Here is a 26,147-nt window from a genome sequence, read left to right as displayed (position 1 = left end):
GCGGGATCAGGCCCTGCGGCCGTGGGCGGTGGACGAGGCGCCGCCGAAGAGACGGGCCAGGGCCCGGAAGGGAAGCGTCACGACGGTGGCGATGGCGCCGCCGATCTGGCGCAGGACGTCGGCGATGGCACGGAACACGAAGTTCTCCTTTCCTCTCCCGGCCGTCGGGGCCGGGAAAGGACCGGGTACCCGGTTTTCGCAACGCCTTGCGCACGAGATCACCGCCCGCCGAAGAGAGCACCGCTCACCGCTCGGGCCGCCGCTCACCGGTGAGATCGCTGCTCGCCGCTCGGGCTGCCGCTCACCGGTGAGATCGCTGCTCGCCGCGCAGGCTGCCGCTCACCAGTGAGATCACTGCTCGCCGCTCGGGCCGCCGCTCACCAGTGAGATCACTGCTCGCCTCTCAGGTCGCCGCTCACCAGTGAGATCACCGCTCACCGCTCAGATCACCGCTTACCGATGAGGTCCTCGGGGAACGCCCCCGCCCCCAGCGCGGCTCGTGCGAATCCCGTTCCCAGTTCCGTCAGACGTGCGACGCCCTCCGCGCCGAGGTGTTCGTACGGGGCCCGGTCCAGGCGGTCCGTCTCCGTCTCGACGCGGGCCCGCAGTGCGGCGCCCTCCTCGGTCAGTTCGCCGTCGGCGTCCAGCAGGCCGCGCTCCCGCAGCCGTCCACAGGCCGCGTCCCAGTCCTCCTGGCTCCACCCGCGCGTGCCGAACACCCACTTCGGCGTCATGCCCTTCCCGGTCGCCGTGTGGGTCACGACGGCCTCCAGACCGTCCAGTTCCGCGGACATCAGCGCGGCGAGGTGCCCGTCCCCGCGGTGCTCGCGCAGCAGCGTCGCGGCGTGGAAGAGGGCCAGGTGCGGTTCCTCGGGAACCGGCAGGTCGGCATGGGCGGCGTACAGCGGCCGGGCGGGGCGCGAACACGCCTGTGTGGCCCGCAGCGCGAGCCGGGCCGCCTCCGCCATCTCCGCGGAGGCCACGGCCTCCTCGCCGAGCAGCCGCCGCAGGGTCGCGTCGACGGCACGCGTGCGTGCCGCCAGGATCCGCTCCGGCGCGGCGGCCTCCCACACGGCCGGCACATGCCGCGCCACCAGCTCGGACTTGTAGTTGTAGAACACCGCCGCCACCGTTCCCGGCCCCACCGCCCCCAGCGCGGCGGCCCGCACGGCGAAGTTCACCGCCCGTGGGTGGGTGATGCCGAGCGCGCCCAGCTCCCTGCCCAGATCGGGCGAGAAGTAGTGCGTGGCGTGCAGGGAGTTGAGCACGTTGTGGCAGCGGCGGCCGGCGCGCGGTTCCAGGACGGCGGTAGTCATGGCACGGAAGGTTACCGACTGGTTGGTATGGACTCCAGAGGCAGGACGCCTACGGGCCGTTTCACTCCGGGGCAGGAGCGGCCGACCACGTGAACCGCGGCGGGCGGCGCTCCAGGAACGCGGCGACGCCCTCGGCGGTGTCGCCGCTGCCGCGCATCTGCTCCCGCCAGTACGCCTCCCGGTCCGTCCGGCCGTCCGCGAACTCCTTCGCCGCGGCCTGCGTCAGCTGCGAGCGGGAGACCAGGATCCGGGTGAACTCCGCGACGCGCTTGCCCAGTTCGCCCTCCGGCAGCACCTCGTCCAGCAGGCCGGTGCGCAGCGCCCGATCGGTGTCGATCAACTCCCCGGAGAACAGCAGGTACTTGGTGGCGGACGGGCCCACCAGCGCCGCCAGCCGCCGGGTGGAGGAGGCCGGATAGACGATCCCGAGCTTCGCCGGCGTCACCCCGAACAGCGCGCCTTCCATGGCGAACCGCAGATCGCAGGCCGCCGCCAGCTGCACCCCGCCGCCCACGCAGTGCCCCCGCACCGCAGCGAGCGTCGGCTTGGGGAACGCGGCGAGCGCCTCCTCGGCCCGCACCGCCAGCTCCTGCGCCTCGGCCGGCGACCCCCGCAGCGTGGAGATGTCGGCCCCGGCGCAGAACGTCCCGCCCTCCCCGGTCAGCACCAGCGCCCGCACCCCGGGGTCGGCGGCCAGGGCGTCGAGCAGCGGTGGCAGCGCCGCCCACATGGCGGCCGTCATGGCGTTGCGCTTGGCCGGGTGGTGGATGACGACGGTGGCCACCGCGTCGGTGACGTCGTGCAGCAGTCGGGGCTCCATGGGCCGGATGCTAGCCGCAGGGGGTGTGCGTACGATCATCGGACGCCGCTGCGGGGTCTTCTTCGACCGGCCGACGGCACATCGGCGGCATGGTCTCCGTGCAGGAACGGTCCCTCGGCCGACCGTGTCGCGCGCAGGTGGTCACAAGTGTTCGATATCTGCTGACTTTTGGTCAGTCGCCCGGCGCGGAGCAGATCGGTCCCAACACTCGACATGTGGTGACAATCGAGCGCAAGGGTGGAGACCGGACGATGGACGACCATGGGCGGGGGCCCGACCCACGCCCAGAGGGCGGCGCGCAGGAGCCGTTGGAACCGGCGCCGTCCGACCCGCTGCCGTACGAAGGCGTGTGGCGGTTCACCGCTCCCGCCGTCGAGGCCTCGGTCCCGCAGGCGCGACACGCCGTGCGTGACCTGCTGTACCGCCAGGGCGTGCCCGTCTCCGACGACCTGGTGCAGGGCCTGCTGCTGATCGTCTCCGAACTGACGACGAACGCCGTGCGGCACGCGGCCCTGCTCTCCCCGATGCTCGCCGTGGAGGTCGCCGTCGGCGCGGAGTGGGTGCGGGTGTCCGTCGAGGACAACCACCCCTACCGCCCCACCGCCCTGGACGCCCCGCACGAGCACGGCGGGCGGGGCCTGCTCCTCGTGCGCGAGGTCACCCGGGAGGCGGGCGGGGTGTGCGACGCCGAGCACACGGCGAGCGGCGGGAAGGTGATCTGGGCCGCGCTGCCGCTCAAGCCCGTACAGGTGCCGTGAGCCTCACCAGCCGGCCGAGGGGCCCGTCAGCTCCCGGATCGCCGGACGGGCCGCGTCCAGGACCGTCATGAACCAGGACGAGAAGGTGTCCTTCGCGTGCCGCTCCGCCAGCTCCGCCGGGGTGACGAAGGCGGTGGCGCCGACCTCCTCGGGGTCCGGGCGGAGCGGGGACTGCACCATCCCGACGAACAGGTGGTTGTACTCCTGCTCGACCAGGCCCGAGTCGGGGTCGGGGTGGTTGTAGCGGACCGTGCCCGCCTCGGCGAGCAGCGACGGGGAGACGCCGAGTTCCTCGTACGTGCGCCGGGCCGCCGCCGCGAAGGGGGCCTCGCCGGGGTAGGGGTGGCCGCAGCAGGTGTTGGACCACACGCCGGGGGAGTGGTACTTGCCCAGTGCCCGCTGCTGCAGCAGCAGCCGGCCGTGCTCGTCGAAGAGGAACACGGAGAACGCGCGGTGCAGCCGGCCCGGCGGCTGATGGGCGGCGAGCTTCTCCGCGGTGCCGATCGTGACGCCGTCCTCGTCGACCAGTTCCAGCAAAATCGCGTCTGCGGTGCCGTTCGACGGACTGTGCGTCGCGGTGGCAGGTGTGATCGGCATACCCATCCTTCGCATCAGGTTCTCGCGCCCCAAGTGTGCCGCACGAATCCGGCACTCCCGGCACTCCACGGCGCGCCCGCATGTCCCGCACGGGAGCGGGCAGCGGCCGTCACCGGTCGGACACCGGAAGAGGGGCCCGGTAGGTGATCGTGCCCGGCGCGGTGGGCGGGGAACCGTCCGGCACGGTGGTGTGAGGGTCAGGACGCGGGCGCACGCCGGACGGCTGCGTTCCGGCGGAAACCGCCCCCGGGAATCCGCCGGGACCGCCTCGGCCGTCCCGGCGGTCTCACCCGTGGTGCAGCAGCCAGCCCCGCCACGCCGACTCCACCATCTCGCGCACCCCGTGCCGGGCGGTCCAGCCCAGCTCCGCGGCCGCCAGATCCGCCGAGGCGACCGCGCGCGGCGCGTCCCCGGGGCGGCGGGGCTCGACCACGGGCGGTCGCCGGTCGCCGGTCACCTCGCCGATGACCGTGATCAGCTCCCGTACGGAGACGCCCTCGCCGCGGCCGACGTTCACCGTGAGGTCCCCCTTGAGCCCGTCGAGCCGGCGGGCCGCCGCGAGGTGTGCCCCGGCCAGGTCGGCGACGTGGATGTAGTCGCGCACGCAGGTGCCGTCCGGCGTCGGGTAGTCGGCGCCGAAGATCCGCGGGGCCTCGCCCCGGGTGAGCCGGTCGAAGACCATGGGAACGATGTTGAAGACGCCGGTGTCGGCCAGCTCCGGCGCGGCGGCGCCGGCCACGTTGAAGTACCGCAGACAGACCGTGGAGATTCCGTGCGCCTCGCCCGCCGCCCGGACCAGCCACTCGCCGGCCAGCTTGGTCTCGCCGTACGGGTTGACCGGCGCGCACGGCGCGTCCTCCGTGATCGGGTCCACCCCGGGATCGCCGTACACGGCCGCGGACGAGGAGAACACGAACCGGCGGATGCCGGCCCCCGCCACCGCCTCCAGGAGCGTTGCCAGGCCGCCGACGTTCTCCCGGTAGTACCGCGTGGGCCGCGCCACCGACTCGGCGACCTGCTTGCGCGCGGCGAGATGGACGACGCCGGTCACCCCGTGCTCGGCGAGCACCCGCTGGAGCAGGCCGCCGTCGAGCGTCGAGCCCTCGATGAGCGGGATGCGGGCCGGCAGCCGCGCGGGCACGCCCGCGGACAGGTCGTCCAGCGCGACCACGCGCTCCCCGGCGTCGGCCATGGCCCGCGCCACATGGGCCCCTATGTATCCCGCTCCGCCTGTGATCAGCCACGTCATGGTCGCCCACCCTATGCGGACGCGGCAGACGGGCACCCGATGCCCCGTATGTCCGCAATGGGGAGCGGGGTTTGTGGGCGGGCCCCCGGATCACCGATGATGATCTCGGCAAAGGCCAGTGGAGGCGGCGCTGATCGGCCCGTGAACGGCCGGTGAACACCGCTTGCCGGGCATCCGATAGCCTCTGCCGACATGCCGCCCGCCTGGTGCAGCCAAGGGGCGCCCCCATCGTGCACACGCCCGGCGCCACCGCGTCGGCACCCAGGGAGTGAGTTCGGTTGTCGACCGCCATCCTCACCGGTCAGCCGGTCCCCGGATCGTCGATCGAGGGCGATCTGCGGTCCCTCGGCTTCGACGTATGGGCCGCCGTGGACGCCGCCGACGCCGAGCGGCTGGTCGCCGAGGCGCCGGGCGGCGAGCGGGTGGCCCTGGTGGACACCCGGTTCGTCGGTCACCTGCACGCCCTGCGCCTGGGTCTGACCGACCCGCGCTTCCCGCTCGCCGCGATCCCCGGCGCCGTCACCGCCCGGCCCGACGGCCGCGTGGCGCTGACCCGGGCGCTGGCCCGCGAGAACTCCGCCGGCGGCGGTACGGCGCTGGCGGTGGACAACCTCGCCGACCGCGTCGTCACCGCCCTCGACGCCGAGGGCGCGGCCGTGCACCGCCCCGAGCTCGGCAGCCTGGTCGCCGCCGTCCCCGCCGACCCGCAGGCCCGCAACGAGGCACGGCAGGCCGTCGCGAACGTCGACGACGAGGCCGTACGCCTGAAGTCGGCCGTGAAGTCGCGGGACGGCTTCTTCACCACGTTCTTCATCAGCCCCTACTCCCGCTACCTCGCCCGCTGGTGCGCCCGTCGCGGCCTGACCCCGAACCAGGTCACCACCGCCTCCCTGCTCACCGCGCTCATCGCGGCCGGCTGCGCGGCCACCGGCACCCGCGCCGGCTTCGTCGCCGCGGGCGTCCTGCTGATCGCCTCCTTCGTACTGGACTGCACCGACGGCCAGTTGGCCCGCTACTCCCTGCAGTACTCCACGCTCGGCGCCTGGTTGGACGCCACCTTCGACCGGGCCAAGGAGTACGCCTACTACGCGGGGCTGGCGCTGGGCGCGGCCCGGGGCGGCGACGACGTATGGGCGCTGGCCCTCGGCGCGATGATCCTCCAGACCTGCCGGCACGTCGTCGACTTCTCCTTCAACGAGGCCAACCACGACGCGACCGCCAACACCAGCCCCACGGCGGCCCTTTCGGACAAGCTCGACAGCGTCGGCTGGACGGTGTGGGTGCGCCGGATGATCGTCCTGCCGATCGGCGAGCGGTGGGCGATGATCGCGATCCTGACGGCGGCCACGACTCCCCGGATCACCTTCTACGTCCTGCTGATCGGCTGCGCGTTCGCGGCGACGTACACCACGGCCGGCCGGGTGCTGCGCTCGCTGACCCGGAAGGCGCAGCGGACGGACCGGGCCGCCACCGCCCTCGCCGACCTCGCGGACAACGGACCGCTCGCCACCCTCGTGGCGCGTGCCACCCGCGCGCGTCTCGGCTCCCCGCTGCTGGTCGCGGCGGCCGGCACCGCGATCCTCACCGTCGCCCTCTTCTCCGGGGTGACCTGGGCGCCCGTCGCCGGCGCCGTCGTGTACACGATCACCGCCGGTCAGGCCGTCCACCGCCCCCTCAAGGGCGCCCTCGACTGGCTCGTGCCGCCGCTCTTCCGCGCCGCCGAGTACGGCACCGTCCTGGTGCTGGCGGCCCAATCCGGGGTAAACGGAGTGCTGCCCGCGGCTTTCGGGCTGGTGGCCGCCGTCGCCTACCATCACTACGACACGGTGTACCGCATCCGCGGCGACGCCGGAGCGCCCCCGGCCTGGCTGACGCGGGCCATCGGGGGGCAGGAGGGGCGGACGCTGCTGGTCACCGTCCTGGCCGCCGCGCTCACCGCCTCGCAGTTCAAGGTCGCGCTCACGGTCCTCGCCGTGGCCGTCGCCCTCGTGGTGCTCGTCGAGAGCATCCGCTTCTGGGTGGCCGCCCACAAGGGCGGCGCGCCCGCCGTACACGATGAAGGAGAACCCGCATGATCGGCCTCGTGCTGGCGGCCGGCGCCGGACGGCGTCTGCGCCCCTACACCGACAGCCTTCCCAAGGCGCTGGTGCCGGTGGGGCCCGCGGGCATAGAGGGCGAACCCACGGTCCTGGACCTGACCCTCGGCAACTTCGCCGAGATCGGTCTGACCGAGGTCGCGGTCATCGTCGGCTACCGCAAGGAGGCCGTGTACGAGCGCAAGGCGGCCCTGGAGGCGAAGTACGGGCTCAAGCTCACCCTCATCGACAACGACAAGGCCGAGGAGTGGAACAACGCCTACTCCCTGTGGTGCGGCCGTGACGCCCTCAAGGACGGCGTGATCCTCGCCAACGGCGACACCGTCCACCCGGTCTCCGTCGAGAAGACGCTGCTCGCCGCGCGCGGCGAGGGCCGCCGCATCATCCTCGCCCTGGACACGGTCAAGCACCTCGCCGACGAGGAGATGAAGGTCGTCGTCGACCCCGCGAAGGGCATGACGAAGATCACCAAGCTGATGGACCCCGCCGAGGCGACCGGCGAGTACATCGGCGTCACCCTCATCGAGGGCGACGCCGCCCCCGAGCTGGCCGACGCCCTGAAGACCGTCTGGGAGACCGACCCGCAGCAGTTCTACGAGCACGGGTACCAGGAGCTCGTCAACCGCGGCTTCCGGATCGACGTGGCGCCGATCGGCGACGTCGAGTGGGTCGAGATCGACAACCACGACGATCTCGCCCGCGGACGGGAGATCGCGTGCCAGTACTGACCCGGCTCATCCCCTCGCCGCTCGTCGTGGACATCCGCCCGGGTGCCCTCGACGATCTGGCGTGCGTGCTGGCCGACGAGCGCATCTCCACCTCCGGGCGGCTCGCCGTCGCCGTCAGCAACGGCTCCGGGGCCCGGCTGCGCGAGCGGATCGCCCCCTCGCTGCCCGGCGCGACCTGGTACGAGGTCGGCGGAGGCACCCTCGACGACGCGGTGCGGCTGGCCGGCGACATAAAGGCCGGCCACTACGACGCGGTCGTGGGCCTCGGCGGCGGCAAGATCATCGACTGCGCGAAGTTCGCCGCGGCGCGGGTCGGCCTGCCCCTGGTCGCCGTACCGACCAACCTCGCGCACGACGGCCTGTGCTCGCCGGTCGCCACCCTCGACAACGACGCGGGCCGCGGCTCCTACGGCGTGCCCAACCCGATCGCGGCCGTCATCGACCTCGACGTCATCCGCGAGGCGCCCGCCCGCTTCGTGCGCGCGGGCATCGGCGACGCGGTCTCCAACATCAACGCGATCGCCGACTGGGAACTGGCGAACCGCGTCAAGGGCGAGAAGATCGACGGTCTCGCCGCGGCGATGGCCCGCCAGGCCGGCGAGGCGGTGCTCCGCCACCCCGGCGGCATCGGGGACAACAGTTTCCTCCAGGTGCTCGCGGAGGCGCTGGTCCTCACCGGCATCGCGATGTCGATCTCCGGCGACTCCCGGCCCGCCTCGGGCTCCTGCCACGAGATCAACCACGCCTTCGACCTGCTCTACCCGAAGCGGGCCGCCGCCCACGGCGAGCAGTGCGGCCTCGGCGCCGCCTTCGCGATGTACCTGCGCGGAGCCCACGAGGAGTCGGCGTACATGGCCGAGGTGCTGCGTCGGCACGGGCTGCCGGTGCTGCCGGAGGAGATCGGCTTCACGGTCGACGAGTTCGTCCGCGCCGTGGAGTTCGCCCCGGAGACCCGGCCCGGCCGCTACACCATCCTCGAACACCTCGACCTGAAAACCGACCAGATCAAGGACACGTACGCCGACTATGTCAAGGCCATCGGTAGCTGAACTCCGTCCGGTCGTCCACCCCGCGGGGGTCAAGGACCGGCGCAGCGGTGAGCACTGGATGGGGCGCCTCTACATGCGCGAGGTGTCCCTGCGGGTCGACCGCTACCTGGTAAACACCAGGGTCACGCCCAACCAGCTCACGTACCTGATGACCGTTTTCGGCGTGCTCGCGGCCCCGGCACTGCTGGTGCCGGGGATCGCGGGCGCCGTGCTCGGTGTCGTCTGCGTCCAGATGTACCTGCTGCTGGACTGCGTCGACGGCGAGATCGCGCGGTGGAAGAAGCAGTACTCTCTCAACGGCGTCTATCTGGACCGGGTCGGCGCCTACCTCACCGACGCCGCCGTCCTCGTCGGCTTCGGGCTGCGTGCCGCCGACCCGTTCGGCAGCGGCCGTATCGACTGGCTGTGGGCCTTCCTCGGCACCCTCGCCGGGCTCGGCGCGATCCTGATCAAGGCCGAGACCGACCTGGTCGGCGTCGCCCGCCACCAGGCCGGCAAGCCGCCCGTGCAGGAGGCCGCCGCCGAGATGCGCTCCTCCGGCATGGCGCTGGCCCGCCGGGCCGCCGCCGCGCTGAAGTTCCACCGGCTGATCCTCGGCATCGAGGCGTCCCTGGTGATCCTGGTCCTGGCGATCGCCGACCACGTGCGCGGCGACCTGTTCTTCTCCCGGCTCGGCGTCGCCGTGATGGCCGGCATCGCGCTGCTGCAGACGCTCCTGCACCTGGTGTCCATCCTCGCCTCCAGCAGGCTGAAGTGAGCGGCATGAAGGTCGGCGCGGTCATCATCACGATGGGCAACCGCCCCGAGGAGCTGCGCGCCCTGCTCGACTCGGTCGCCAAGCAGGAGGGCGACCCGGTCGAGGTCGTCGTGGTCGGCAACGGCTCGCCGGTCCCGGACGTCCCCGAGGGCGTGCGGACCATCGAGCTGCCCGAGAACCTCGGCATCCCCGGCGGGCGCAACGTCGGCATCGAGGCCTTCGGCCCGGGCGGCCGCGATGTCGACATATTGATGTTCCTCGACGACGACGGCCTCCTCGCCCACCACGACACCGCCGAGCTGTGCCGCAGGGCCTTCGCCGACGACCCCGAGCTCGGCATCGTCAGCTTCCGCATCGCCGACCCCGACACCGGCGTCACCCAGCGCCGGCACGTCCCGCGGCTGCGCGCCTCCGACCCGATGCGCTCCTCCCGGGTCACCACCTTCCTCGGCGGCGCCAACGCCGTACGCACCCGGGTCTTCGCCGAAGTCGGCGGCCTGCCGGACGAGTTCTTCTACGCCCACGAGGAGACCGACCTGGCCTGGCGCGCCCTCGACGCGGGCTGGGCCATCGACTACCGGGCCGACATGGTGCTGTACCACCCCACCACCGCGCCCTCCCGGCACGCGGTCTACCACCGCATGGTCGCCCGCAACCGCGTCTGGCTCGCCCGCCGCAACCTGCCCGCCCCGCTGATCCCCGTCTACCTCGGGGTCTGGCTGCTGCTCACGCTGGTCCGCCGCCCCTCGCGCCCCGCCCTGAAGGCGTGGTTCGGCGGCTTCAGGGAGGGCTGGAGCACGCCGTGCGGGCCGCGCCGGCCCATGAGGTGGCGGACGGTGTGGCGGCTGACCCGGCTGGGCCGCCCCCCTGTGATCTGACAAGCTCTTTCCTGTGAGCCGGCAGATCCGACCCGGGTACCCGGCCTCCGCGGCGGCCCGCACCGGCCGCGCACGAAGACGAAGGTTCGCATCAGTGAGTGAGACCCACCAGTGAGTGAGACAACGCACGACGCCACGGCCGCCCTCGGCGCGGCCGTGTCGCCCGACGAGGGCCTCACGGCCGGGCAGCTCGCCGCCCGATACGGGCTGACGGTCAGCGGAGCCCGTCCCTCCCTCGTCGAGTACGTCCGCCAGCTCTGGGCCCGGCGTCACTTCATCCTCGCCTTCTCCCGGGCGAAGCTGACCGCCCAGTACAGCCAGGCCAAGCTCGGCCAGCTGTGGCAGGTGGCCACCCCGCTGCTGAACGCGGCCGTGTACTTCTTCATCTTCGGCCTGATCCTCAAGGCCAACCGCGGCCTGCCCCGGGACGTGTACATCCCGTTCCTGGTCACCGGCGTGTTCGTGTTCACCTTCACGCAGAGCTCGGTGATGGCGGGCGTGCGCGCGATCTCCGGCAACCTCGGCCTGGTGCGCGCCCTGCACTTCCCGCGCGCCTCCCTGCCGATCTCCTTCGCGCTCCAGCAGCTCCAGCAGCTGCTGTTCTCGATGATCGTGCTGTTCGCGGTGGCCGCCGGCTTCGGCAGTTACCCGGACGCCTCCTGGCTGCTGATCGTCCCGGTGCTCGCCCTGCAGTTCCTGTTCAACACCGGGCTCGCCCTGATCTTCGCCCGGGCCGGCGCGAAGACCCCGGACCTCGCCCAGCTCATGCCGTTCGTGATGCGCACCTGGATGTACGCGTCCGGCGTGATGTTCTCCATCCCGGTCTTCCTCGCCGACAAGCCGCAGTGGGCCGCGAACGTCCTGCAGTGGAACCCGGCCGCCATCTACATGGACCTGATGCGCTTCGCCCTCATCGACGGCTACGGCTCGGAGAACCTCCCCGACCACGTCTGGGCGGTCGCGGGCGGCTGGGCCGTGCTGTGCGCGCTCGGCGGGTTCCTGTACTTCTGGAAGGCGGAGGAGAGGTACGGCCGTGGCTGAGCAGGTGCGCGACGAGCGCGTCCCCACCGTCATCGCCGACGATCTGCACATCGTCTACCGCGTGCACGGTGCCAAGACCGGCAAGGGCAGCGCCACCGCCGCCCTCAGCCGCATCCTCAAGCGCGGCGACGAGCGGGGCGTACGCAAGGTGCACGCCGTGCGGGGCGTCTCCTTCGTGGCGTACAAGGGCGAGGCGATCGGTCTGATCGGCTCCAACGGCTCCGGCAAGTCGACCCTGCTGCGCGCCATCGCCGGCCTGCTGCCCGCCGAGAGCGGCCGGGTCTACACCAACGGCCAGCCCTCGCTCCTCGGCGTCAACGCGGCCCTGATGAACGACCTCACCGGCGAGAAGAACGTCATCCTGGGCGGTCTGGCGATGGGCATGTCCCGGGAGGAGATCAAGGAGCGCTACCAGGACATCGTCGACTTCTCCGGCATCAACGAGAAGGGCGACTTCATCACCCTGCCAATGCGCACCTACTCCTCCGGCATGGCGGCCCGGCTGCGGTTCTCCATCGCCGCCGCCAAGGACCACGACGTCCTCATGATCGACGAGGCGCTGGCCACCGGTGACCGCAAGTTCCAGATCCGCTCCGAGCAGCGCATCCGGGAGCTGCGCAAGGAGGCCGGCACGGTGTTTCTCGTCAGTCACAGCAACAAGTCGATCCGCGACACCTGCGACCGCGTGCTGTGGCTGGAACGCGGCGAGCTGCGCATGGACGGACCCACCGAAGAGGTCCTCAAGGAGTACGAGAAGTTCACGGGCAAGTAGTCCACCCCGCGGTGGACGAACAGGGCCGACACGCTTGACCGGGCCCCGGCGGAACCTCCCCGCCGGGGCCCTGCGTCTGCAAAGGAAACGTCAACTCGTGCTCGCCTTAGGAATCTTGACGCCAATCGGTGTGTTGTTGTGATGTGCAGGACACCCCAGGGAACGTCGCTGCGTTGTACAACGTAAGCTGGACCGGTCCCGAAAGGCGGCAAGTCAGGCGATAATGCGCGACACCCTCGACCGGGACGGCCGCGCGCGGTGCCGGGCGGCGTGTCCGAAATAGTGTGTATTGGGTCGGCAGTGTAGAACGGGAGATGTGACGGCAATGGCTACGGAAACTCCCCAGCTCAACGCAGCATGTGCCGTCCCCGCCCAGGGCAGCCGACGATGACGGCGGCCGGCACGCCGCCCCCCGGCGACCCGGAGCGCGGCACGCTCGACAAGGCCGCGGCGGAGAACTTCCCCGTGGCACCGTTCTTCCTGCCGCGGACCTGGCGCGACGATCTCATGGCGGTGTACGGCTTCGCCCGTCTCGTCGACGACATCGGCGACGGCGATCTCGCCCCCGGCGGCGCCGACGCCCGTCTGCTCGGCGTGTCGCCCGAGGACGCCGAGGACCGGCTGCTGCTCCTGGACGCCTTCGAGGCCGACCTGGAACGCGTCTTCGACGGCACGCCCGGCCACCCCCTGCTGCGCCGACTTCAAGCCACCGTTCGCCGCCGCGACCTCACCCCCGAGCCCTTCCTCGGCCTGATCGCCGCCAACCGCCAGGACCAGCTCGTCAGCCGGTACGAGACCTACGACGACCTGCTCGCCTACTGCGAGCTGTCGGCCAACCCCGTGGGCCGCCTGGTCCTCGCCGTCACCGGCACCTCGACCCCCGAGCGCATCCGCCTCTCGGACGCGATCTGTACCGCACTCCAGATCGTCGAACACCTGCAGGACGTCGCCGAGGACCTCGGCCGCGACCGCATCTACCTGCCCGCCGAGGACATGAAGCGGTTTCACGTCCAGGAAGCGGATCTCGCCACACCCACCGCGGGCGCATCGGTGCGCGCACTGATCGCATACGAAGCGGAACGCGCCCGCGTTCTCCTGAATGAAGGCGCCCCCCTCGTGGGTAGCGTCCACGGCAGGTTGAAGCTGCTGCTCGCAGGGTTCGTGGCGGGGGGAAGGGCGGCGATCCGCGCGATCGCCGCCGCCGAATACGACGTACTTCCCGGCCCGCCCAAGCCCGGCAAGATCCAGTTGCTGCGTGAGGTGGGCGTGACTCTGCGAGGAGAGGGGTGATCCGGACCGTGGACTTGTCAGCACACGTGTCCGCACCGGTACTCGCCGCCTACAGCTACTGCGAGGCCGTCACCGGACAGCAGGCCCGTAACTTCGCGTACGGCATCAGACTGCTGCCGACGCCGAAGCGGCGTGCGATGTCCGCGCTGTACGCGTTCTCGCGGCGCGTCGACGACATCGGTGACGGCGATCTGGCCGGCGACGTGAAGGCCGCCCGGCTCGAGGACACCCGCGCGCTGCTGACGCGGGTGCGCGAGCGGTCGGTCGCCGAGGACGACACCGACCCGGTCGCGGTCGCGCTCGCCCACGCGGCCGACGCCTTCCCGATCCCGCTCGACGGCCTCGACGAGCTCATCGACGGCGTGCTGATGGACGTCCGCGGCGAGACCTACGAGACCTGGGACGACCTGAAGGTCTACTGCCGGTGTGTCGCGGGCGCCATCGGCCGGCTCTCGCTCGGCGTGTTCGGTACGGAACCCGGGGCGCGCGGCGCCGAGCGCGCGCCGGAGTACGCCGACACGCTCGGGCTCGCGCTGCAGCTCACCAACATCCTCAGAGACGTCCGCGAGGACGCCGAGGGCGGCCGCACCTATCTGCCCGCCGACGACCTCGCGAAATTCGGGTGTTCGGCCGGGTTCAACGGGCCGACTCCGCCGGAGGGCTCCGACTTCGCGGGCCTCGTGCACTTCGAAGTGCGACGGGCCCGCGCTCTTTTCGCCGAGGGCTACCGGCTCCTTCCCATGCTCGACCGGCGCAGCGGCGCCTGCGTCGCCGCCATGGCCGGCATCTACCGCAGGCTGCTCGACCGCATCGAGCGCGACCCGGAGGCCGTGCTGCGCGGCCGGGTCTCGCTGCCCGGGCGTGAGAAGGCGTACGTCGCCGTCCGGGGCCTGTCCGGCCTGGACACCCGGCACGTCACGCGGCGGACCGTCAGGAGGCGCGCCTGATGGACAAACCGGTCCTAGGTGACGCCACCGGCGAAAAGCGGCACGCAACCCTCCGGCAAGGGGCGGCGTCCCTGACTGCGACAGCGTGCCGTGAACCGTTCAACCAGCTCGGCGGCCGCGCAGGGGAGGGTGCACGATGACCGACGGCACGCGGGCCGACGAGCCGCTCGCGCACATCGCGGCGCACGGCGGCGACGTCGCGGGGCGCGGCGGCAAGGACGCCGTCGTGGTCGGCGGCGGGCTCGCCGGCATCACCGCCGCGCTCGCGCTCGCCGACGCGGGTGTCCGCGTCACCCTGCTCGAAGGCCGGCCGCGCCTGGGCGGGCTCGCCTTCTCCTTCCAGCGCGGCGACCTGACCGTCGACAACGGCCAGCACGTGTACCTGCGCTGCTGCACCGCCTACCGCTGGTTCCTCGACCGCATCGAGGGCACGGCGCTGGCGCCGCTGCAGGATCGTCTCGACGTGCCCGTACTCGACCTCGCGAAGCCCGCGGGACGGCGGCTGGGACGCCTGCGGCGCGACCCGCTGCCGGTGCCGCTGCATCTGGGGCGCAGCCTGGCCACGTACCCGCATCTCTCGCTCGCCGAGCGGGCCAGGGTGGGCCGGGCCGCGCTCGCGCTCAAGGGGCTCGACCTCGCCGATCCGACCCTGGACACGCAGGACTTCGGCAGCTGGCTGACCGCGCACGGTCAGTCGGCGCGTGCCGTCGAGGCCCTGTGGGACCTGGTCGGGGTCGCCACCCTCAACGCGGTCGCGGGCGACGCCTCGCTGTCGCTCGCCGCGATGGTGTTCAAGACCGGTCTGCTCTCCGACCCGGGCGCGGCCGACATCGGATGGGCGCGCGTCCCGCTGGGCGAACTGCATGACCGGCTCGCCCGCAAGGCGCTCGACTCCGCGGGCGTGCGTACCGAGGTCCGTACACGCGTCACCTCCATCCTCACTGACGAAAACGGACGCCTGCGCGTTCAGGTTCCCGGCGAGACGCTCACCGCGGACGCCGTCGTGCTCGCCGTACCCCAGCGCGAGGCCCATGACCTGCTGCCGGACGGCGCACTCGACGCGCCGGAAAATCTTCTGGCGATCGGCACCGCCCCGATCCTCAACGTCCACGTCGTCTACGACCGCAAGGTGCTCGACAAGCCCTTCTTCGCGGCCCTCGGCACCCCCGTCCAGTGGGTCTTCGACCGCACCGACGCCTCCGGCCTGCGCGCGGGCCAGTACCTCGCGCTGTCGCAGTCGGCGGCGCAGGACGAGATCGACGCACCGGTCGCCGTGCTGCGGGAGCGCTATCTGCCCGAGCTGGAACGACTGCTTCCGGGCGCGCGCGGCGCCGTGGTGAAGGACTTCTTCGTGACCCGGGAGCGCACCGCCACCTTCGCTCCCGCCCCCGGCGTCGGACGGCTGCGGCCCGGTGCCCGCACGAAAGCCCCCGGCCTCTACCTGGCCGGAGCGTGGACCGCCACCGGGTGGCCCGCGACCATGGAGAGTGCGGTCCGCAGTGGGGTGAGCGCGGCGGACGCCGCGCTCGCCGCCCTGGGCCGGCCCCGCCCCGGCCACCTCTTCGAGTTCGAGGAGGCGGCCTGATGCTCGATCAGCACCCGGCAGGCCCCCGCACCCCCGGTACCGCAACAAGAGGAGAGACTGTGCCCACTGTGCCCCCGGCCGAGACGGCTGCCGACGCGGTGGACGTGACCGCGCTCCTGGAGCGCGGCCGGACCCTTGCCACACCGGTACTGCGGGCGGCCGTAGACCGCCTGGCCCCTCCCATGGACACCGTTTCCGCCTACCACTTCGGCTGGATCGACGCCGACGGCAACCCCGCCGACGGCGACGGCGGCAAGGCCGTGCGCCCCGCCCTGGCGGTGCTGTCCGCCGAGGTCACCGGCGCGGCGCCGGAGACCGGCATCCCCGGCGCCGTCGCCGTCGAACTCGTCCACAACTTCTCCCTCCTGCACGACGACCTGATGGACGGCGACGAGCAGCGCCGCCACCGCGACACCGTCTGGAAGGTGCACGGCCCCGCCCAGGCGATCCTTGTCGGCGACGCCCTGTTCGCCCTCGCCAACGAGGTGCTCCTGGAACTCGGCTCGGCCGAGGCCGGCCGCGCCACCCGGCGCCTGACCACCGCCACCCGGGCCCTGATCGACGGCCAGGCCCAGGACATCTCCTACGAGCACCGCGACCGCGTCAGCGTCGAGGAGTGCCTGGAGATGGAGGGCAACAAGACCGGCGCCCTGCTCGCCTGCGCCTCCTCCATCGGCGCGGTCCTCGGCGGCGCGGACGAGCGCACCGCCGACACGCTGGAGAAGTACGGCTACCACCTGGGCCTGGCCTTCCAGGCCGTCGACGACCTGCTCGGCATCTGGGGCGACCCGGTCTCCACCGGCAAGCAGACCTGGAGCGACCTGCGCCAGCGCAAGAAGTCCCTGCCGGTCGTGGCCGCGCTCGCGGCGGGCGGCCCCGCCTCCGAGCGGCTCGGCGAGATGCTCGCCGCCGACGCCAAGAGCAGCGACTTCGAGAACTTCTCCGAGGAGGAGTTCGCGGCCCGCGCCGCCCTCATCGAGGAGGCGGGCGGCCGCGAGTGGACGGCCGGGGAAGCGCGCCGTCAGCACACCATCGCCATCGAAGCGCTGGACGCCATCGACATGCCCGACCGGGTGCGGGCACGGTTCGCGGCGCTCGCCGACTTCGTCGTCGTACGGAAGAGATGATCATTATCGGTCGAATAGTCCTCGCGTAGTCGCCGGCCGGTTGCCTCGGGCACCGAAGCGCACCGGCCGACGGCGGACCCACAGCAGCACGACTTGCACGACTGCACGAAGGGGAAGCCATGACAGCGACGACCGACGGAAGCACCGGGGCACTGCCGCCCCGAGCTGCCTCGGCCAGCGAAAGCAACAGCACGATCCCCGTGGCGGCCGGGGTGCACGACGCCGCCGCACGCGCCGTCCAGCGCGCCACCGACTTCCTGCTGTCCCGGCAGGACGCCGAGGGCTGGTGGAAGGGCGACCTCGAGACCAACGTCACGATGGACGCCGAGGACCTGCTGCTGCGGCAGTTCCTGGGCATCCTGGACGAGGCCACCACCCACGCCGCCGCGCTCTTCATCCGCGGCGAACAGCGCGAGGACGGCACCTGGGCCACCTTCTACGGCGGACCCGGCGAGCTCTCCACCACCATCGAGGCCTACGTCGCCCTGCGCCTGGCCGGCGACGCGCCCGACGCCCCCCACATGGCCAGGGCGTCGGCCTGGATCCGCGAGCAGGGCGGCATCGCGGCCGCCCGGGTCTTCACCCGGATCTGGCTCGCCCTGTTCGGCTGGTGGAAGTGGGAGGACCTGCCCGAACTCCCGCCGGAGCTGATCTACTTCCCCAGCTGGGTACCGCTCAACATCTACGACTTCGGATGCTGGGCCCGGCAGACGATCGTGCCGCTGACGATCGTCTCCGCGAAGCGGCCGGTGCGTCCCGCGCCCTTCCCGCTCGACGAGCTGCACACCGACCCCGCCCAGCCGAACCCGCCCAGGCCCCTCGCCCCGGTGGCCAGTTGGGACGGTGCCTTCCAGCGTCTGGACAAGGCGCTGCACCAGCTCCGCAAGGTCATCCCGCGCCGACTGCGCAAGGCCGCCGTGAACTCCGCAGCCCGCTGGATCATCGAGCGGCAGGAGAACGACGGCTGCTGGGGCGGCATCCAGCCGCCGGCCGTGTACTCGGTCATCGCGCTGTACCTGCTCGGCTACGACCTCCAGCACCCCGTGATGCGCGAGGGGCTGGCGTCCCTGGACCGGTTCGCCGTGTGGCGCGAGGACGGGGCCCGGATGATCGAGGCCTGCCAGTCGCCGGTGTGGGACACCTGCCTGGCCACCATCGCGCTGGCCGACGCCGGCGTGCCCGCCGACCACCCGCAACTCGTCAAGGCCGCCGACTGGATGCTGGGCGAACAGATCGTCCGGCCCGGCGACTGGTCGGTCAAGCGGCCCGGACTGCCGCCGGGCGGCTGGGCGTTCGAGTTCCACAACGACAACTACCCCGACATCGACGACACCGCCGAGGTGGTCCTCGCGCTGCGCCGGGTCAAGCACCACGACCCGGAGCGCGTGGAGAAGGCGATCGGGCGCGGGGTGCGCTGGAACCTCGGCATGCAGTCGAAGAACGGCGCCTGGGGCGCCTTCGACGTCGACAACACCAGCCCCTTCCCCAACCGTCTGCCGTTCTGCGACTTCGGCGAGGTCATCGACCCGCCTTCCGCCGACGTCACCGCGCACGTGGTGGAGATGCTGGCCGTCGAGGGCCTCGCCCACGACCCGCGCACCCGGCGCGGCATCGAGTGGCTGCTGGCCGAACAGGAGCCGGACGGCTCGTGGTTTGGGCGCTGGGGCGTCAACTACATCTACGGCACCGGGTCCGTCGTACCCGCCCTCGTCGCCGCCGGGTTCCCCGGCTCGCACCCCGCGATCCGGCGCGCGGTCGCCTGGCTGGAGTCGGTGCAGAACGACGACGGCGGCTGGGGCGAGGACCTGCGCTCCTACAAGGACGCCAGGCAGTGGAGCGGCAGGGGTGCCTCCACCGCCTCGCAGACCGCGTGGGCGCTGATGGCGCTGCTGGCGGCGGGGGAGAGGGACTCCAAGGCCGTCGAGCGGGGCGTCGCGTGGCTGGCGCTCGCCCAGCGCGAGGACGGCTCCTGGGACGAGCCCTACTTCACCGGTACCGGCTTCCCCTGGGACTTCTCCATCAACTACCACCTCTACCGGCAGGTCTTCCCGCTGACCGCCCTCGGCCGGTACGTCCACGGCGAACCCTTCGCCAAGGCCGAGGGGAGCTGATGAGCTCCCAGCCCGCCCCGTCCCCGCTGCTGATCGCCTGCGCGCTCGGCATCGAGCACCTCGCCCTGCGCACCGGCGACCGCGGCGGTGCGGGCGGGCCGGTCACCGTCCTGCGCACCGGCATGGGACCCAGGGCGGCCGCACGGTCCGTCACCCGGGTCCTGGCCGATCCGGCGCTGACCGCGGCCGCCGTGCTGGCCACGGGCTTCTGCGCCGGCCTCGCCCCCGGCATGCACCCCGGCGACCTGGTCGTCGCCGAGGAGACCCGGGACCCGGACGGAACCGTTCCGTGCGTGGAGACCGACCTGCTGGTCAAGGAGCTGGCGCGTGCCGTACCCGGGCGCACCGTCCACACCGGCCCCCTCACCGGCTCGGACCACGTGGTCCGCGGTCAGGAGCGGTCGGACCTGCTCGCCACCGGCGCAATCGCGGTCGACATGGAATCCGCGGCGACGCTCCTGAGCGCCGTGCGCACCGGTGAGCGCCCCGTTGCGGCCGTACGGGTGGTCGTGGACGCTCCAGAACATGAACTCGTCCGGATCGGCACGGTGCGCGGGGGAATATCAGCCTTCCGCGTCCTTCGCTCCGTACTTCCCGCTTTTTTCGAATGGCACCGATCGTTGCCGCTCCCCAGGAGGTGAGCCAGATGGCCATGCCGCTGCGTCAGTCCATCAAAGTCGCTACTTACTTGGCCGAACAGAAGCTCCGCAAGCGGGACAAGTTCCCGCTCATCGTGGAGCTGGAACCCCTCTTCGCGTGCAACCTGAAATGCGAGGGCTGCGGCAAGATCCAGCATCCGGCGGGCGTGCTCAAGCAGCGCATGCCGGTCGCGCAGGCCGTTGGGGCGGTGCTCGAATCCGGTGCGCCGATGGTGTCCATCGCCGGCGGCGAGCCGCTGATGCACCCTCAGATCGATGAGATCGTGCGGCAGTTGGTGGCGAAGAGGAAATACGTGTTCCTCTGCACCAACGCCATGCTGCTGCGCAAGAAGATGGACAAGTTCAAGCCCTCCCCCTATTTCGCCTTCGCCGTGCACATCGACGGGCTGCGCGAGCGGCACGACGAGTCGGTGGCGAAGGAGGGCGTCTTCGACGAGGCCGTCGAGGCGATCAAGGAGGCCAAGCGGCGCGGCTTCCGGGTCACCACCAACTCGACGTTCTTCAACACCGACACCCCGCAGACCATCATCGAGGTCCTCAACTTCCTCAACGACGACCTCAAGGTCGACGAGATGATGATCTCGCCCGCCTACGCCTACGAGAAGGCGCCCGACCAGGAGCACTTCCTCGGCGTGGAGCAGACCCGCGAGCTGTTCAAGAAGGCCTTCGCCGGCGGCAACCGCCGCAGGTGGCGGCTCAACCACTCCCCGCTGTTCCTCGACTTCCTCGAGGGCAAGGTCGACTTCCCCTGCACCGCCTGGGCGATCCCGAACTACTCGCTCTTCGGCTGGCAGCGCCCCTGCTACCTGATGAGCGACGGGTACGTGCCGACGTACCGCGAACTCATCGAGGAGACCGACTGGGACAAGTACGGCCGCGGCAAGGACCCGCGCTGCGCCAACTGCATGGCGCACTGCGGCTACGAGCCCACCGCCGTCCTCGCCACCATGGGGTCGCTCAAGGAGTCCCTGCGCGCGATGCGCGAGACGGTCGCCGGAAACCGGGAGTGACGACATGACCGCCGTCTCTCTCGGTGTCCCCGACGTACCGGCCCGGCCGATCGCCGAGCGGCGCGTGTCGCGGCAGATCCACGTCGGGCCGGTGGCGGTCGGGGGCGGGGCACCGGTGTCGGTGCAGTCGATGACGACGACCCGTACGTCCGACGTCGGCGCCACCCTCCAGCAGATCGCCGAACTCACCGCCTCCGGCTGCCAGATCGTCCGCGTCGCCTGCCCCACGCAGGACGACGCGGACGCGCTGGCGACCATCGCCAGGAAGTCGCAGATCCCGGTGATCGCGGACATCCACTTCCAGCCGAAGTACGTGTTCGCGGCGATCGAGGCCGGCTGCGCGGCCGTACGCGTCAACCCCGGCAACATCAAGAAGTTCGACGACCAGGTCAAGGAGATCGCCAAGGCCGCCAGGGACCACGGCACGCCGATCCGCATCGGCGTCAACGCGGGCTCCCTGGACAAGCGGCTGCTGCAGAAGTACGGCAAGGCGACGCCCGAGGCGCTGGTGGAGTCGGCGCTGTGGGAGGCGTCGCTCTTCGAGGAGCACGACTTCCGGGACATCAAGATCTCGGTCAAGCACAACGACCCCGTGGTGATGGTCAACGCCTACCGGCTGCTGGCCGAACGGTGCGACTACCCGCTGCACCTCGGGGTGACCGAGGCCGGTCCCGCCTTCCAGGGCACGATCAAGTCGGCGGTCGCCTTCGGGGCGCTGCTGTCGCAGGGCATCGGCGACACCATCCGGGTCTCGCTGAGCGCCCCGCCCGCCGAGGAGGTCAAGGTCGGCATCCAGATCCTGGAGTCGCTGGGCCTCAGGCAACGGCGGCTGGAGATCGTGTCGTGTCCGTCCTGCGGTCGGGCGCAGGTGGACGTCTACAAGCTCGCCGACGAGGTCACGGCGGGCCTGGAGGGCATGGAAGTCCCGCTGCGGGTAGCCGTGATGGGTTGTGTGGTCAACGGTCCCGGTGAGGCGCGGGAGGCGGACCTGGGGGTCGCCTCCGGCAACGGCAAGGGGCAGATCTTCGTCAAGGGCGAGGTCGTCAAGACCGTGCCCGAGTCGAAGATCGTGGAGACCCTCATCGAGGAGGCGATGAAGATCGCCGAACAGATGGAGAAGGACGGCGTCGCGTCGGGGGAGCCGGCCGTCACCGTGAGTTGAACAGCACGGACCGAAGGGGGCCCGAGCGTGACGATTCTGGAGAACATCCGGGGACCACGCGACCTGAAGGCGCTGTCCGAGACGCAGCTTCGCGAACTGTCCGAGGAGATCAGGGAGTTCCTGGTGCACGCGGTCGCCAGGACCGGCGGACACCTCGGGCCCAACCTGGGGGTGGTGGAACTGTCCATCGCGCTCCACCGGGTCTTCGAGTCCCCGGTGGACCGCATCGTCTGGGACACCGGCCACCAGAGCTACGTCCACAAGATCCTGACCGGGCGCAAGGACTTCTCCAAGCTGCGCGGCAAGGGGGGCCTGTCCGGCTACCCCTCGCGCGAGGAGTCCGAGCACGACATCGTCGAGAACAGCCACGCCTCCACCGCCCTGGGCTGGGCCGACGGGCTCGCCAAGGCCCGCCAGGTGCAGGGCGACAAGGGGCACGTCGTCGCGGTCATCGGCGACGGCGCGCTGACCGGCGGCATGGCCTGGGAGGCGCTGAACAACATCGCGGCCGCCAAGGACCGGCCGCTGATCATCGTCGTCAACGACAACGAGCGCTCCTACGCGCCCACCATCGGCGGCCTCGCCAACCACCTGGCCACGCTGCGCACCACCGACTCCTACGAGAAGGTGCTGGCCTGGGGCAAGGAGGTGCTGCTGCGCACGCCCGTCGTCGGCAACACCATCTACGAGTCCCTGCACGGCGCGAAGAAGGGCTTCAAGGACGCCTTCGCCCCGCAGGGCATGTTCGAGGACCTGGGCCTGAAGTACGTCGGCCCGATCGACGGACACGACATCGGTGCCGTCGAGTCGGCGCTCCGCCGAGCGAAACGCTTCCACGGGCCGGTGCTCGTGCACTGCCTGACCGAGAAGGGCCGCGGCTACGAACCCGCCCTGGCCCACGAGGAGGACCACTTCCACACCGTCGGCGTGATGGACCCGCTCACCTGCGAGCCCCTCGTGCCGTCCAACTCCCCTTCCTGGACCTCGGTGTTCGGCGACGAGATCGTCAGAATCGGGGAGGAGCGCGACGACGTCGTGGCGATCACGGCGGCCATGCTGCACCCGGTGGGCCTCGGCAAGTTCGCCGCTCGCTTCCCCGACCGGGTCTGGGACGTCGGCATCGCCGAGCAGCACGCGGCGGTCAGCGCGGCCGGGCTGGCGACCGGCGGCCTGCACCCCGTCGTCGCCGTCTACGCCACCTTCCTCAACCGCGCCTTCGACCAGTTGCTGATGGACGTGGCGCTGCACCGCTGCGGAGTGACCTTCGTGCTGGACCGGGCCGGCGTCACGGGCGTCGACGGGCCCTCCCACAACGGCATGTGGGACATGTCCATCCTCCAGGTCGTGCCCGGGCTGCGCATCGCCGCCCCGCGCGACGCCGACCAGCTGCGCGCCCAGTTGCGCGAGGCCGTCGCCGTCGACGACGCGCCGACGCTGGTCCGCTTCCCCAAGGAGTCCGTGGGGCCGGAGATCCCGGCCGTGGACCGGGTGGGCGGCATGGACGTCCTGCACCGGGCCGAGCGGCCGGAGGTGCTGCTGGTGGCCGTCGGCGTGATGGCGCCGGTCTGCCTCCAGGCCGCCGAACTGCTCGAAGCCCGCGGCGTCAACTGCACGGTGGTCGACCCCCGTTGGGTCAAACCCGTCGATCCGGCGCTGCCGGGCCTGGCCGCCGAGCACCGCCTGGTGGCCGTCGTCGAGGACAACAGCCGCTCGGCGGGCGTCGGCTCCGCCGTGGCCCTGGCCCTCGGCGACGCCGAAGTCGACGTGCCCGTACGGCGGTTCGGCATCCCCGAGCAGTTCCTCGCGCACGCCAAGCGCGGGGAGGTGCTCGCCGACATCGGCCTCACGCCGGTCGAGGTGGCCGGGCGGATCAGCGCCAGCCTGGCCGTGAAGGAAGCCGCGGACGTCGTGGAGGCCGCCGAGGGCGTCGGCGCCGACGCGGCCGTCCCCGTCGTCGAGGCGGCCGTCCCAGTCAAGGAGAAAGCCGAATGACCAAGGAGTTCGACCTCGCCGCGCTGCTGGCCGAGCGCGGAGCCGAACGGTACGAGTTGCACGGGAAGTACCTCAACCACCAACTCCCGCGCATGCTGCACACCATCGGCTTCGACAAGGTCTACGAGCGCGGCGAGGGCGCGTACTTCTGGGACGCGGACGGCAACGACTACCTGGACATGCTGGCCGGGTTCGGGGTGATGGGGCTGGGCCGCCATCACCCCGTCGTCCGCAAGGCGCTGCACGACGTCCTCGACGCCCAGCTCGCCGACCTCACCCGCTTCGACTGCCAGCCGCTGCCCGGACTGCTGGCCGAGCGGCTCCTCGCCCACAGCCCGCACCTGGACCGCGTGTTCTTCGGCAACAGCGGTACGGAGGCGGTGGAGACCGCGCTGAAGTTCGCCCGGTTCGCCACCGGCAAGCCGCGGATCCTCTACTGCGACCACGCCTTCCACGGCCTGACCACCGGCTCCCTGTCCGTCAACGGCGAGGCCGGCTTCCGGGACGGCTTCGCCCCGCTGCTGCCCGACACCGCCGTCCCGCTCGGCGACCTCGACGCACTGGCGCGGGAGGTGAAGAAGGGCGACGTCGCCGCCCTGATCGTCGAGCCGATCCAGGGCAAGGGCGTGCACGAGGCCCCGCCCGGCTATCTGCGCGCCGCCCAGGACCTGCTGCACCGGCACAAGGCGCTGCTCATCGCCGACGAGGTCCAGACGGGCCTGGGCCGTACCGGCGACTTCTACGCCTACCAGCACGAGGAGGGCGTGGAGCCGGACCTGGTGTGCGTGGCCAAGGCGCTGTCGGGCGGTTACGTCCCCGTGGGCGCGACCCTCGGCAAGGACTGGATCTTCAAGAAGGTCTACTCCTCGATGGACCGCGTGCTGGTGCACTCGGCGAGCTTCGGCTCCAACGCCCAGGCCATGGCGGCCGGCCTGGCCGTGCTGTCGGTCATGGAGAACGAACAGATCGTCGCCAACGCGCGTGCGACCGGGGAGCAGCTGAGGTCCCGGCTCGCCGCGCTGACCGACAAGTACGAGCTGCTCGCCGACGTCCGCGGCCGCGGACTGATGATCGGCATCGAGTTCGGCCGGCCCAGGTCGCTGAAGCTGCGCAGCCGCTGGACCATGCTGCAGGCCGCCCGCAAGGGCCTGTTCGCGCAGATGGTCGTCGTCCCCCTGCTCCAGCGGCACCGCATCCTCACCCAGGTCTCCGGCGACCACCTGGAGGTCATCAAGCTGATCCCGCCGCTGGTCATCGGGGAGCGGGAGGTGGACCGGTTCGTCGACGCCTTCACGGACGTGATGGACGACGCGCACAGCGGCGGCGGGCTGATGTGGGACTTCGGCAGGACACTGATCAAGCAGGCGGTGGCCAACCGGTAAGAGCCGAGGCCCCGACCCGGCAGCGATTTGCCTCTGAGGCAAGAAATTTGTCCCAGGGGCAAGCCTGCGGCTCAATGGAGGCATGAGCTCCTCAGCGGCCGATGCGGCCGGACCGGACGAGGCCCTGCCCGCCGTGGCACCGCAGCTGCGCGCGCTGCGGCGGCGCGCCGGCCTCACCCTGGAGGCCGCGGCCCGCGCCGCCGGGCTGTCGCCGGCCCACCTCTCCCGGCTGGAGACCGGACAGCGCCAGCCCTCGCTGCCCATGCTGCTCGGACTCGCCCGTATCTACGGTACGACCGTCTCGGAGCTGCTGGGCGAGACGGTCGCCGACCGGGACGCCGTCGTGCGCGCCGCCGACATGGAACCCACCGCCGCCGGCGGCTGGACCTACTGGCAGGCCGGCGCGTCCGGCCGCGGGATGCAGGCCCTGCGCGTCCAGGTGCCGCACGGCACCCAGGGCGACATCGTGCGCGTGCACCCCGGCGAGGAGTGGCTGTACGTCCTCAAGGGGCGGCTGCTGCTGCGCCTCGGGGACACCGCGCACCGGCTCGGACCGGGCGACAGCGCGCACTTCGACTCGCTCACCCCGCACCGCATCGCCGCCCGCGATCCCGAAGGGGTCGAGCTCCTCTTCGTCCACACCCTGCTGCAGAGCCCGACGGCCACCCTGTGCCTCGGCCCCACGACCGGAGACATGCCATGAGCAACATGGAGGAGAAGTTCCCCCGCGCCCTGTGGGTGCGCCTGATCGTCTACATCGCCGTCGGGCACCTCTTCGCGGCCTTCGTCTACCTGCTCTTCGAGGTCGGGGCGAAGTAGCC

The 26,147-nt window shown here is 71.6% G+C and carries 26 protein-coding genes; 21 read left to right on the top strand and 5 right to left on the bottom strand.

Going from position 1 to position 26,147, the window contains the following annotated elements; all coding sequences use genetic code 11:
- Positions 1 to 6 precede the first annotated feature (6 nt).
- From ACYF6T_RS22090 to ACYF6T_RS22080, 3 genes are all read right to left on the bottom strand, one after another.
- Positions 7 to 138, bottom strand: coding sequence for an LPFR motif small protein (locus tag ACYF6T_RS22090; protein ID WP_268250573.1), 132 nt, complete (start codon positions 136 to 138; stop codon positions 7 to 9).
- Between the two features lie 308 nt (positions 139 to 446).
- Positions 447 to 1,316: an SCO6745 family protein gene (locus tag ACYF6T_RS22085; RefSeq protein ID WP_461698526.1), complete on the bottom strand. Its 870-nt coding sequence runs from the start codon at positions 1,314 to 1,316 to the stop codon at positions 447 to 449.
- Between the two features lie 61 nt (positions 1,317 to 1,377).
- A complete protein-coding gene (locus ACYF6T_RS22080; protein ID WP_461698525.1) occupies positions 1,378 to 2,136 on the bottom strand; it encodes an enoyl-CoA hydratase/isomerase family protein in 759 nt (252 codons plus the stop codon).
- Positions 2,137 to 2,387: 251 nt separating this feature from the next.
- Between ACYF6T_RS22080 and ACYF6T_RS22075 the strand changes: the two genes are divergently transcribed.
- Positions 2,388 to 2,894, top strand: coding sequence for an ATP-binding protein (locus tag ACYF6T_RS22075; protein WP_461698524.1), 507 nt, complete (start codon positions 2,388 to 2,390; stop codon positions 2,892 to 2,894).
- Positions 2,895 to 2,897: 3 nt separating this feature from the next.
- Here ACYF6T_RS22075 and idi read toward each other — a convergent pair whose 3' ends face one another.
- Together idi and galE are read right to left on the bottom strand one after the other, a co-directional pair.
- The gene (idi, locus tag ACYF6T_RS22070; RefSeq protein ID WP_461698523.1) at positions 2,898 to 3,491 is read right to left on the bottom strand and encodes an isopentenyl-diphosphate Delta-isomerase; all 594 of its coding nucleotides are present in this window, start codon (positions 3,489 to 3,491) and stop codon (positions 2,898 to 2,900) included.
- 286 nt (positions 3,492 to 3,777) lie between these two features.
- Entirely contained in the window at positions 3,778 to 4,740 is a 963-nt protein-coding gene (gene galE / locus ACYF6T_RS22065; RefSeq protein ID WP_461698522.1) for a UDP-glucose 4-epimerase GalE, read from the bottom strand.
- Positions 4,741 to 5,018: 278 nt separating this feature from the next.
- Between galE and ACYF6T_RS22060 the strand changes: the two genes are divergently transcribed.
- The 20 genes from ACYF6T_RS22060 (at position 5,019) to ACYF6T_RS21965 (ending at position 26,145) form a co-directional block, all read left to right on the top strand.
- Positions 5,019 to 6,815, top strand: coding sequence for a DUF5941 domain-containing protein (locus ACYF6T_RS22060; RefSeq protein ID WP_461698521.1), 1,797 nt, complete (start codon positions 5,019 to 5,021; stop codon positions 6,813 to 6,815).
- Complete coding sequence (locus ACYF6T_RS22055; RefSeq protein WP_385238925.1) at positions 6,812 to 7,564, top strand: phosphocholine cytidylyltransferase family protein; 753 nt, start codon at positions 6,812 to 6,814, stop codon at positions 7,562 to 7,564. Before ACYF6T_RS22060 ends, ACYF6T_RS22055 begins: the two co-directional genes overlap by 4 nt.
- Positions 7,552 to 8,613 (top strand): iron-containing alcohol dehydrogenase family protein, encoded by a 1,062-nt coding sequence (locus ACYF6T_RS22050; RefSeq protein WP_461698520.1) that lies wholly within the window; start codon positions 7,552 to 7,554, stop codon positions 8,611 to 8,613. The genes ACYF6T_RS22055 and ACYF6T_RS22050 overlap by 13 nt, the downstream gene beginning before the upstream one ends.
- Complete coding sequence (locus ACYF6T_RS22045; protein WP_461698519.1) at positions 8,591 to 9,370, top strand: CDP-alcohol phosphatidyltransferase family protein; 780 nt, start codon at positions 8,591 to 8,593, stop codon at positions 9,368 to 9,370. The genes ACYF6T_RS22050 and ACYF6T_RS22045 overlap by 23 nt, the downstream gene beginning before the upstream one ends.
- 5 nt (positions 9,371 to 9,375) lie before the next feature.
- Complete coding sequence (locus tag ACYF6T_RS22040; protein WP_461698629.1) at positions 9,376 to 10,248, top strand: glycosyltransferase family 2 protein; 873 nt, start codon at positions 9,376 to 9,378, stop codon at positions 10,246 to 10,248.
- 111 nt (positions 10,249 to 10,359) lie between these two features.
- The gene (locus tag ACYF6T_RS22035) at positions 10,360 to 11,289 is read left to right on the top strand and encodes an ABC transporter permease (protein WP_461698518.1); all 930 of its coding nucleotides are present in this window, start codon (positions 10,360 to 10,362) and stop codon (positions 11,287 to 11,289) included.
- A complete protein-coding gene (locus tag ACYF6T_RS22030; protein ID WP_461698517.1) occupies positions 11,282 to 12,061 on the top strand; it encodes an ABC transporter ATP-binding protein in 780 nt (259 codons plus the stop codon). Before ACYF6T_RS22035 ends, ACYF6T_RS22030 begins: the two co-directional genes overlap by 8 nt.
- Before the next feature lie 387 nt (positions 12,062 to 12,448).
- On the top strand, positions 12,449 to 13,351 hold the full coding sequence (gene hpnC, locus ACYF6T_RS22025; RefSeq protein WP_461698516.1) for a squalene synthase HpnC: 903 nt from the start codon (positions 12,449 to 12,451) through the stop codon (positions 13,349 to 13,351).
- Positions 13,348 to 14,298: a presqualene diphosphate synthase HpnD gene (hpnD, locus tag ACYF6T_RS22020; protein ID WP_461698515.1), complete on the top strand. Its 951-nt coding sequence runs from the start codon at positions 13,348 to 13,350 to the stop codon at positions 14,296 to 14,298. The genes hpnC and hpnD overlap by 4 nt, the downstream gene beginning before the upstream one ends.
- Positions 14,298 to 14,438: a DUF6380 family protein gene (locus tag ACYF6T_RS22015; RefSeq protein ID WP_461698514.1), complete on the top strand. Its 141-nt coding sequence runs from the start codon at positions 14,298 to 14,300 to the stop codon at positions 14,436 to 14,438. Before hpnD ends, ACYF6T_RS22015 begins: the two co-directional genes overlap by 1 nt.
- Positions 14,435 to 15,883 carry a hydroxysqualene dehydroxylase HpnE gene (gene hpnE / locus ACYF6T_RS22010; RefSeq protein WP_461698513.1) on the top strand — a complete coding sequence of 483 codons (1,449 nt, stop codon included), beginning with the start codon at positions 14,435 to 14,437 and terminating at the stop codon, positions 15,881 to 15,883. Before ACYF6T_RS22015 ends, hpnE begins: the two co-directional genes overlap by 4 nt.
- A complete protein-coding gene (locus tag ACYF6T_RS22005) occupies positions 15,883 to 17,010 on the top strand; it encodes a polyprenyl synthetase family protein (protein WP_461698512.1) in 1,128 nt (375 codons plus the stop codon). The genes hpnE and ACYF6T_RS22005 overlap by 1 nt, the downstream gene beginning before the upstream one ends.
- Before the next feature lie 119 nt (positions 17,011 to 17,129).
- Complete coding sequence (gene shc / locus ACYF6T_RS22000; RefSeq protein WP_461698511.1) at positions 17,130 to 19,121, top strand: squalene--hopene cyclase; 1,992 nt, start codon at positions 17,130 to 17,132, stop codon at positions 19,119 to 19,121.
- Complete coding sequence (locus tag ACYF6T_RS21995; protein ID WP_461698510.1) at positions 19,121 to 19,762, top strand: phosphorylase family protein; 642 nt, start codon at positions 19,121 to 19,123, stop codon at positions 19,760 to 19,762. The genes shc and ACYF6T_RS21995 overlap by 1 nt, the downstream gene beginning before the upstream one ends.
- A gap of 5 nt (positions 19,763 to 19,767) precedes the next feature.
- Positions 19,768 to 20,790, top strand: a complete 1,023-nt coding sequence (hpnH, locus tag ACYF6T_RS21990) for an adenosyl-hopene transferase HpnH (RefSeq protein WP_461698509.1) — start codon at positions 19,768 to 19,770, stop codon at positions 20,788 to 20,790.
- 4 nt (positions 20,791 to 20,794) lie between these two features.
- Positions 20,795 to 21,952 carry a flavodoxin-dependent (E)-4-hydroxy-3-methylbut-2-enyl-diphosphate synthase gene (gene ispG, locus ACYF6T_RS21985; RefSeq protein WP_461698508.1) on the top strand — a complete coding sequence of 386 codons (1,158 nt, stop codon included), beginning with the start codon at positions 20,795 to 20,797 and terminating at the stop codon, positions 21,950 to 21,952.
- A 27-nt stretch (positions 21,953 to 21,979) separates the two neighbouring features.
- Positions 21,980 to 23,944, top strand: coding sequence for a 1-deoxy-D-xylulose-5-phosphate synthase (dxs, locus tag ACYF6T_RS21980; protein WP_461698507.1), 1,965 nt, complete (start codon positions 21,980 to 21,982; stop codon positions 23,942 to 23,944).
- Complete coding sequence (locus ACYF6T_RS21975; RefSeq protein WP_461698506.1) at positions 23,941 to 25,326, top strand: aspartate aminotransferase family protein; 1,386 nt, start codon at positions 23,941 to 23,943, stop codon at positions 25,324 to 25,326. Before dxs ends, ACYF6T_RS21975 begins: the two co-directional genes overlap by 4 nt.
- An 82-nt stretch (positions 25,327 to 25,408) precedes the next feature.
- The gene (locus ACYF6T_RS21970) at positions 25,409 to 26,029 is read left to right on the top strand and encodes a helix-turn-helix domain-containing protein (RefSeq protein WP_461698505.1); all 621 of its coding nucleotides are present in this window, start codon (positions 25,409 to 25,411) and stop codon (positions 26,027 to 26,029) included.
- Positions 26,026 to 26,145, top strand: coding sequence for a DUF6126 family protein (locus ACYF6T_RS21965; protein WP_461698504.1), 120 nt, complete (start codon positions 26,026 to 26,028; stop codon positions 26,143 to 26,145). The genes ACYF6T_RS21970 and ACYF6T_RS21965 overlap by 4 nt, the downstream gene beginning before the upstream one ends.
- Positions 26,146 to 26,147: the final 2 nt, after the last annotated feature.

It is taken from the genome of Streptomyces sp. 7R007, from assembly GCF_054850255.1.
The sequence above is the reverse complement of the archived record's forward strand: the minus strand, read 5'-3'. Positions and strand labels throughout refer to the sequence as shown.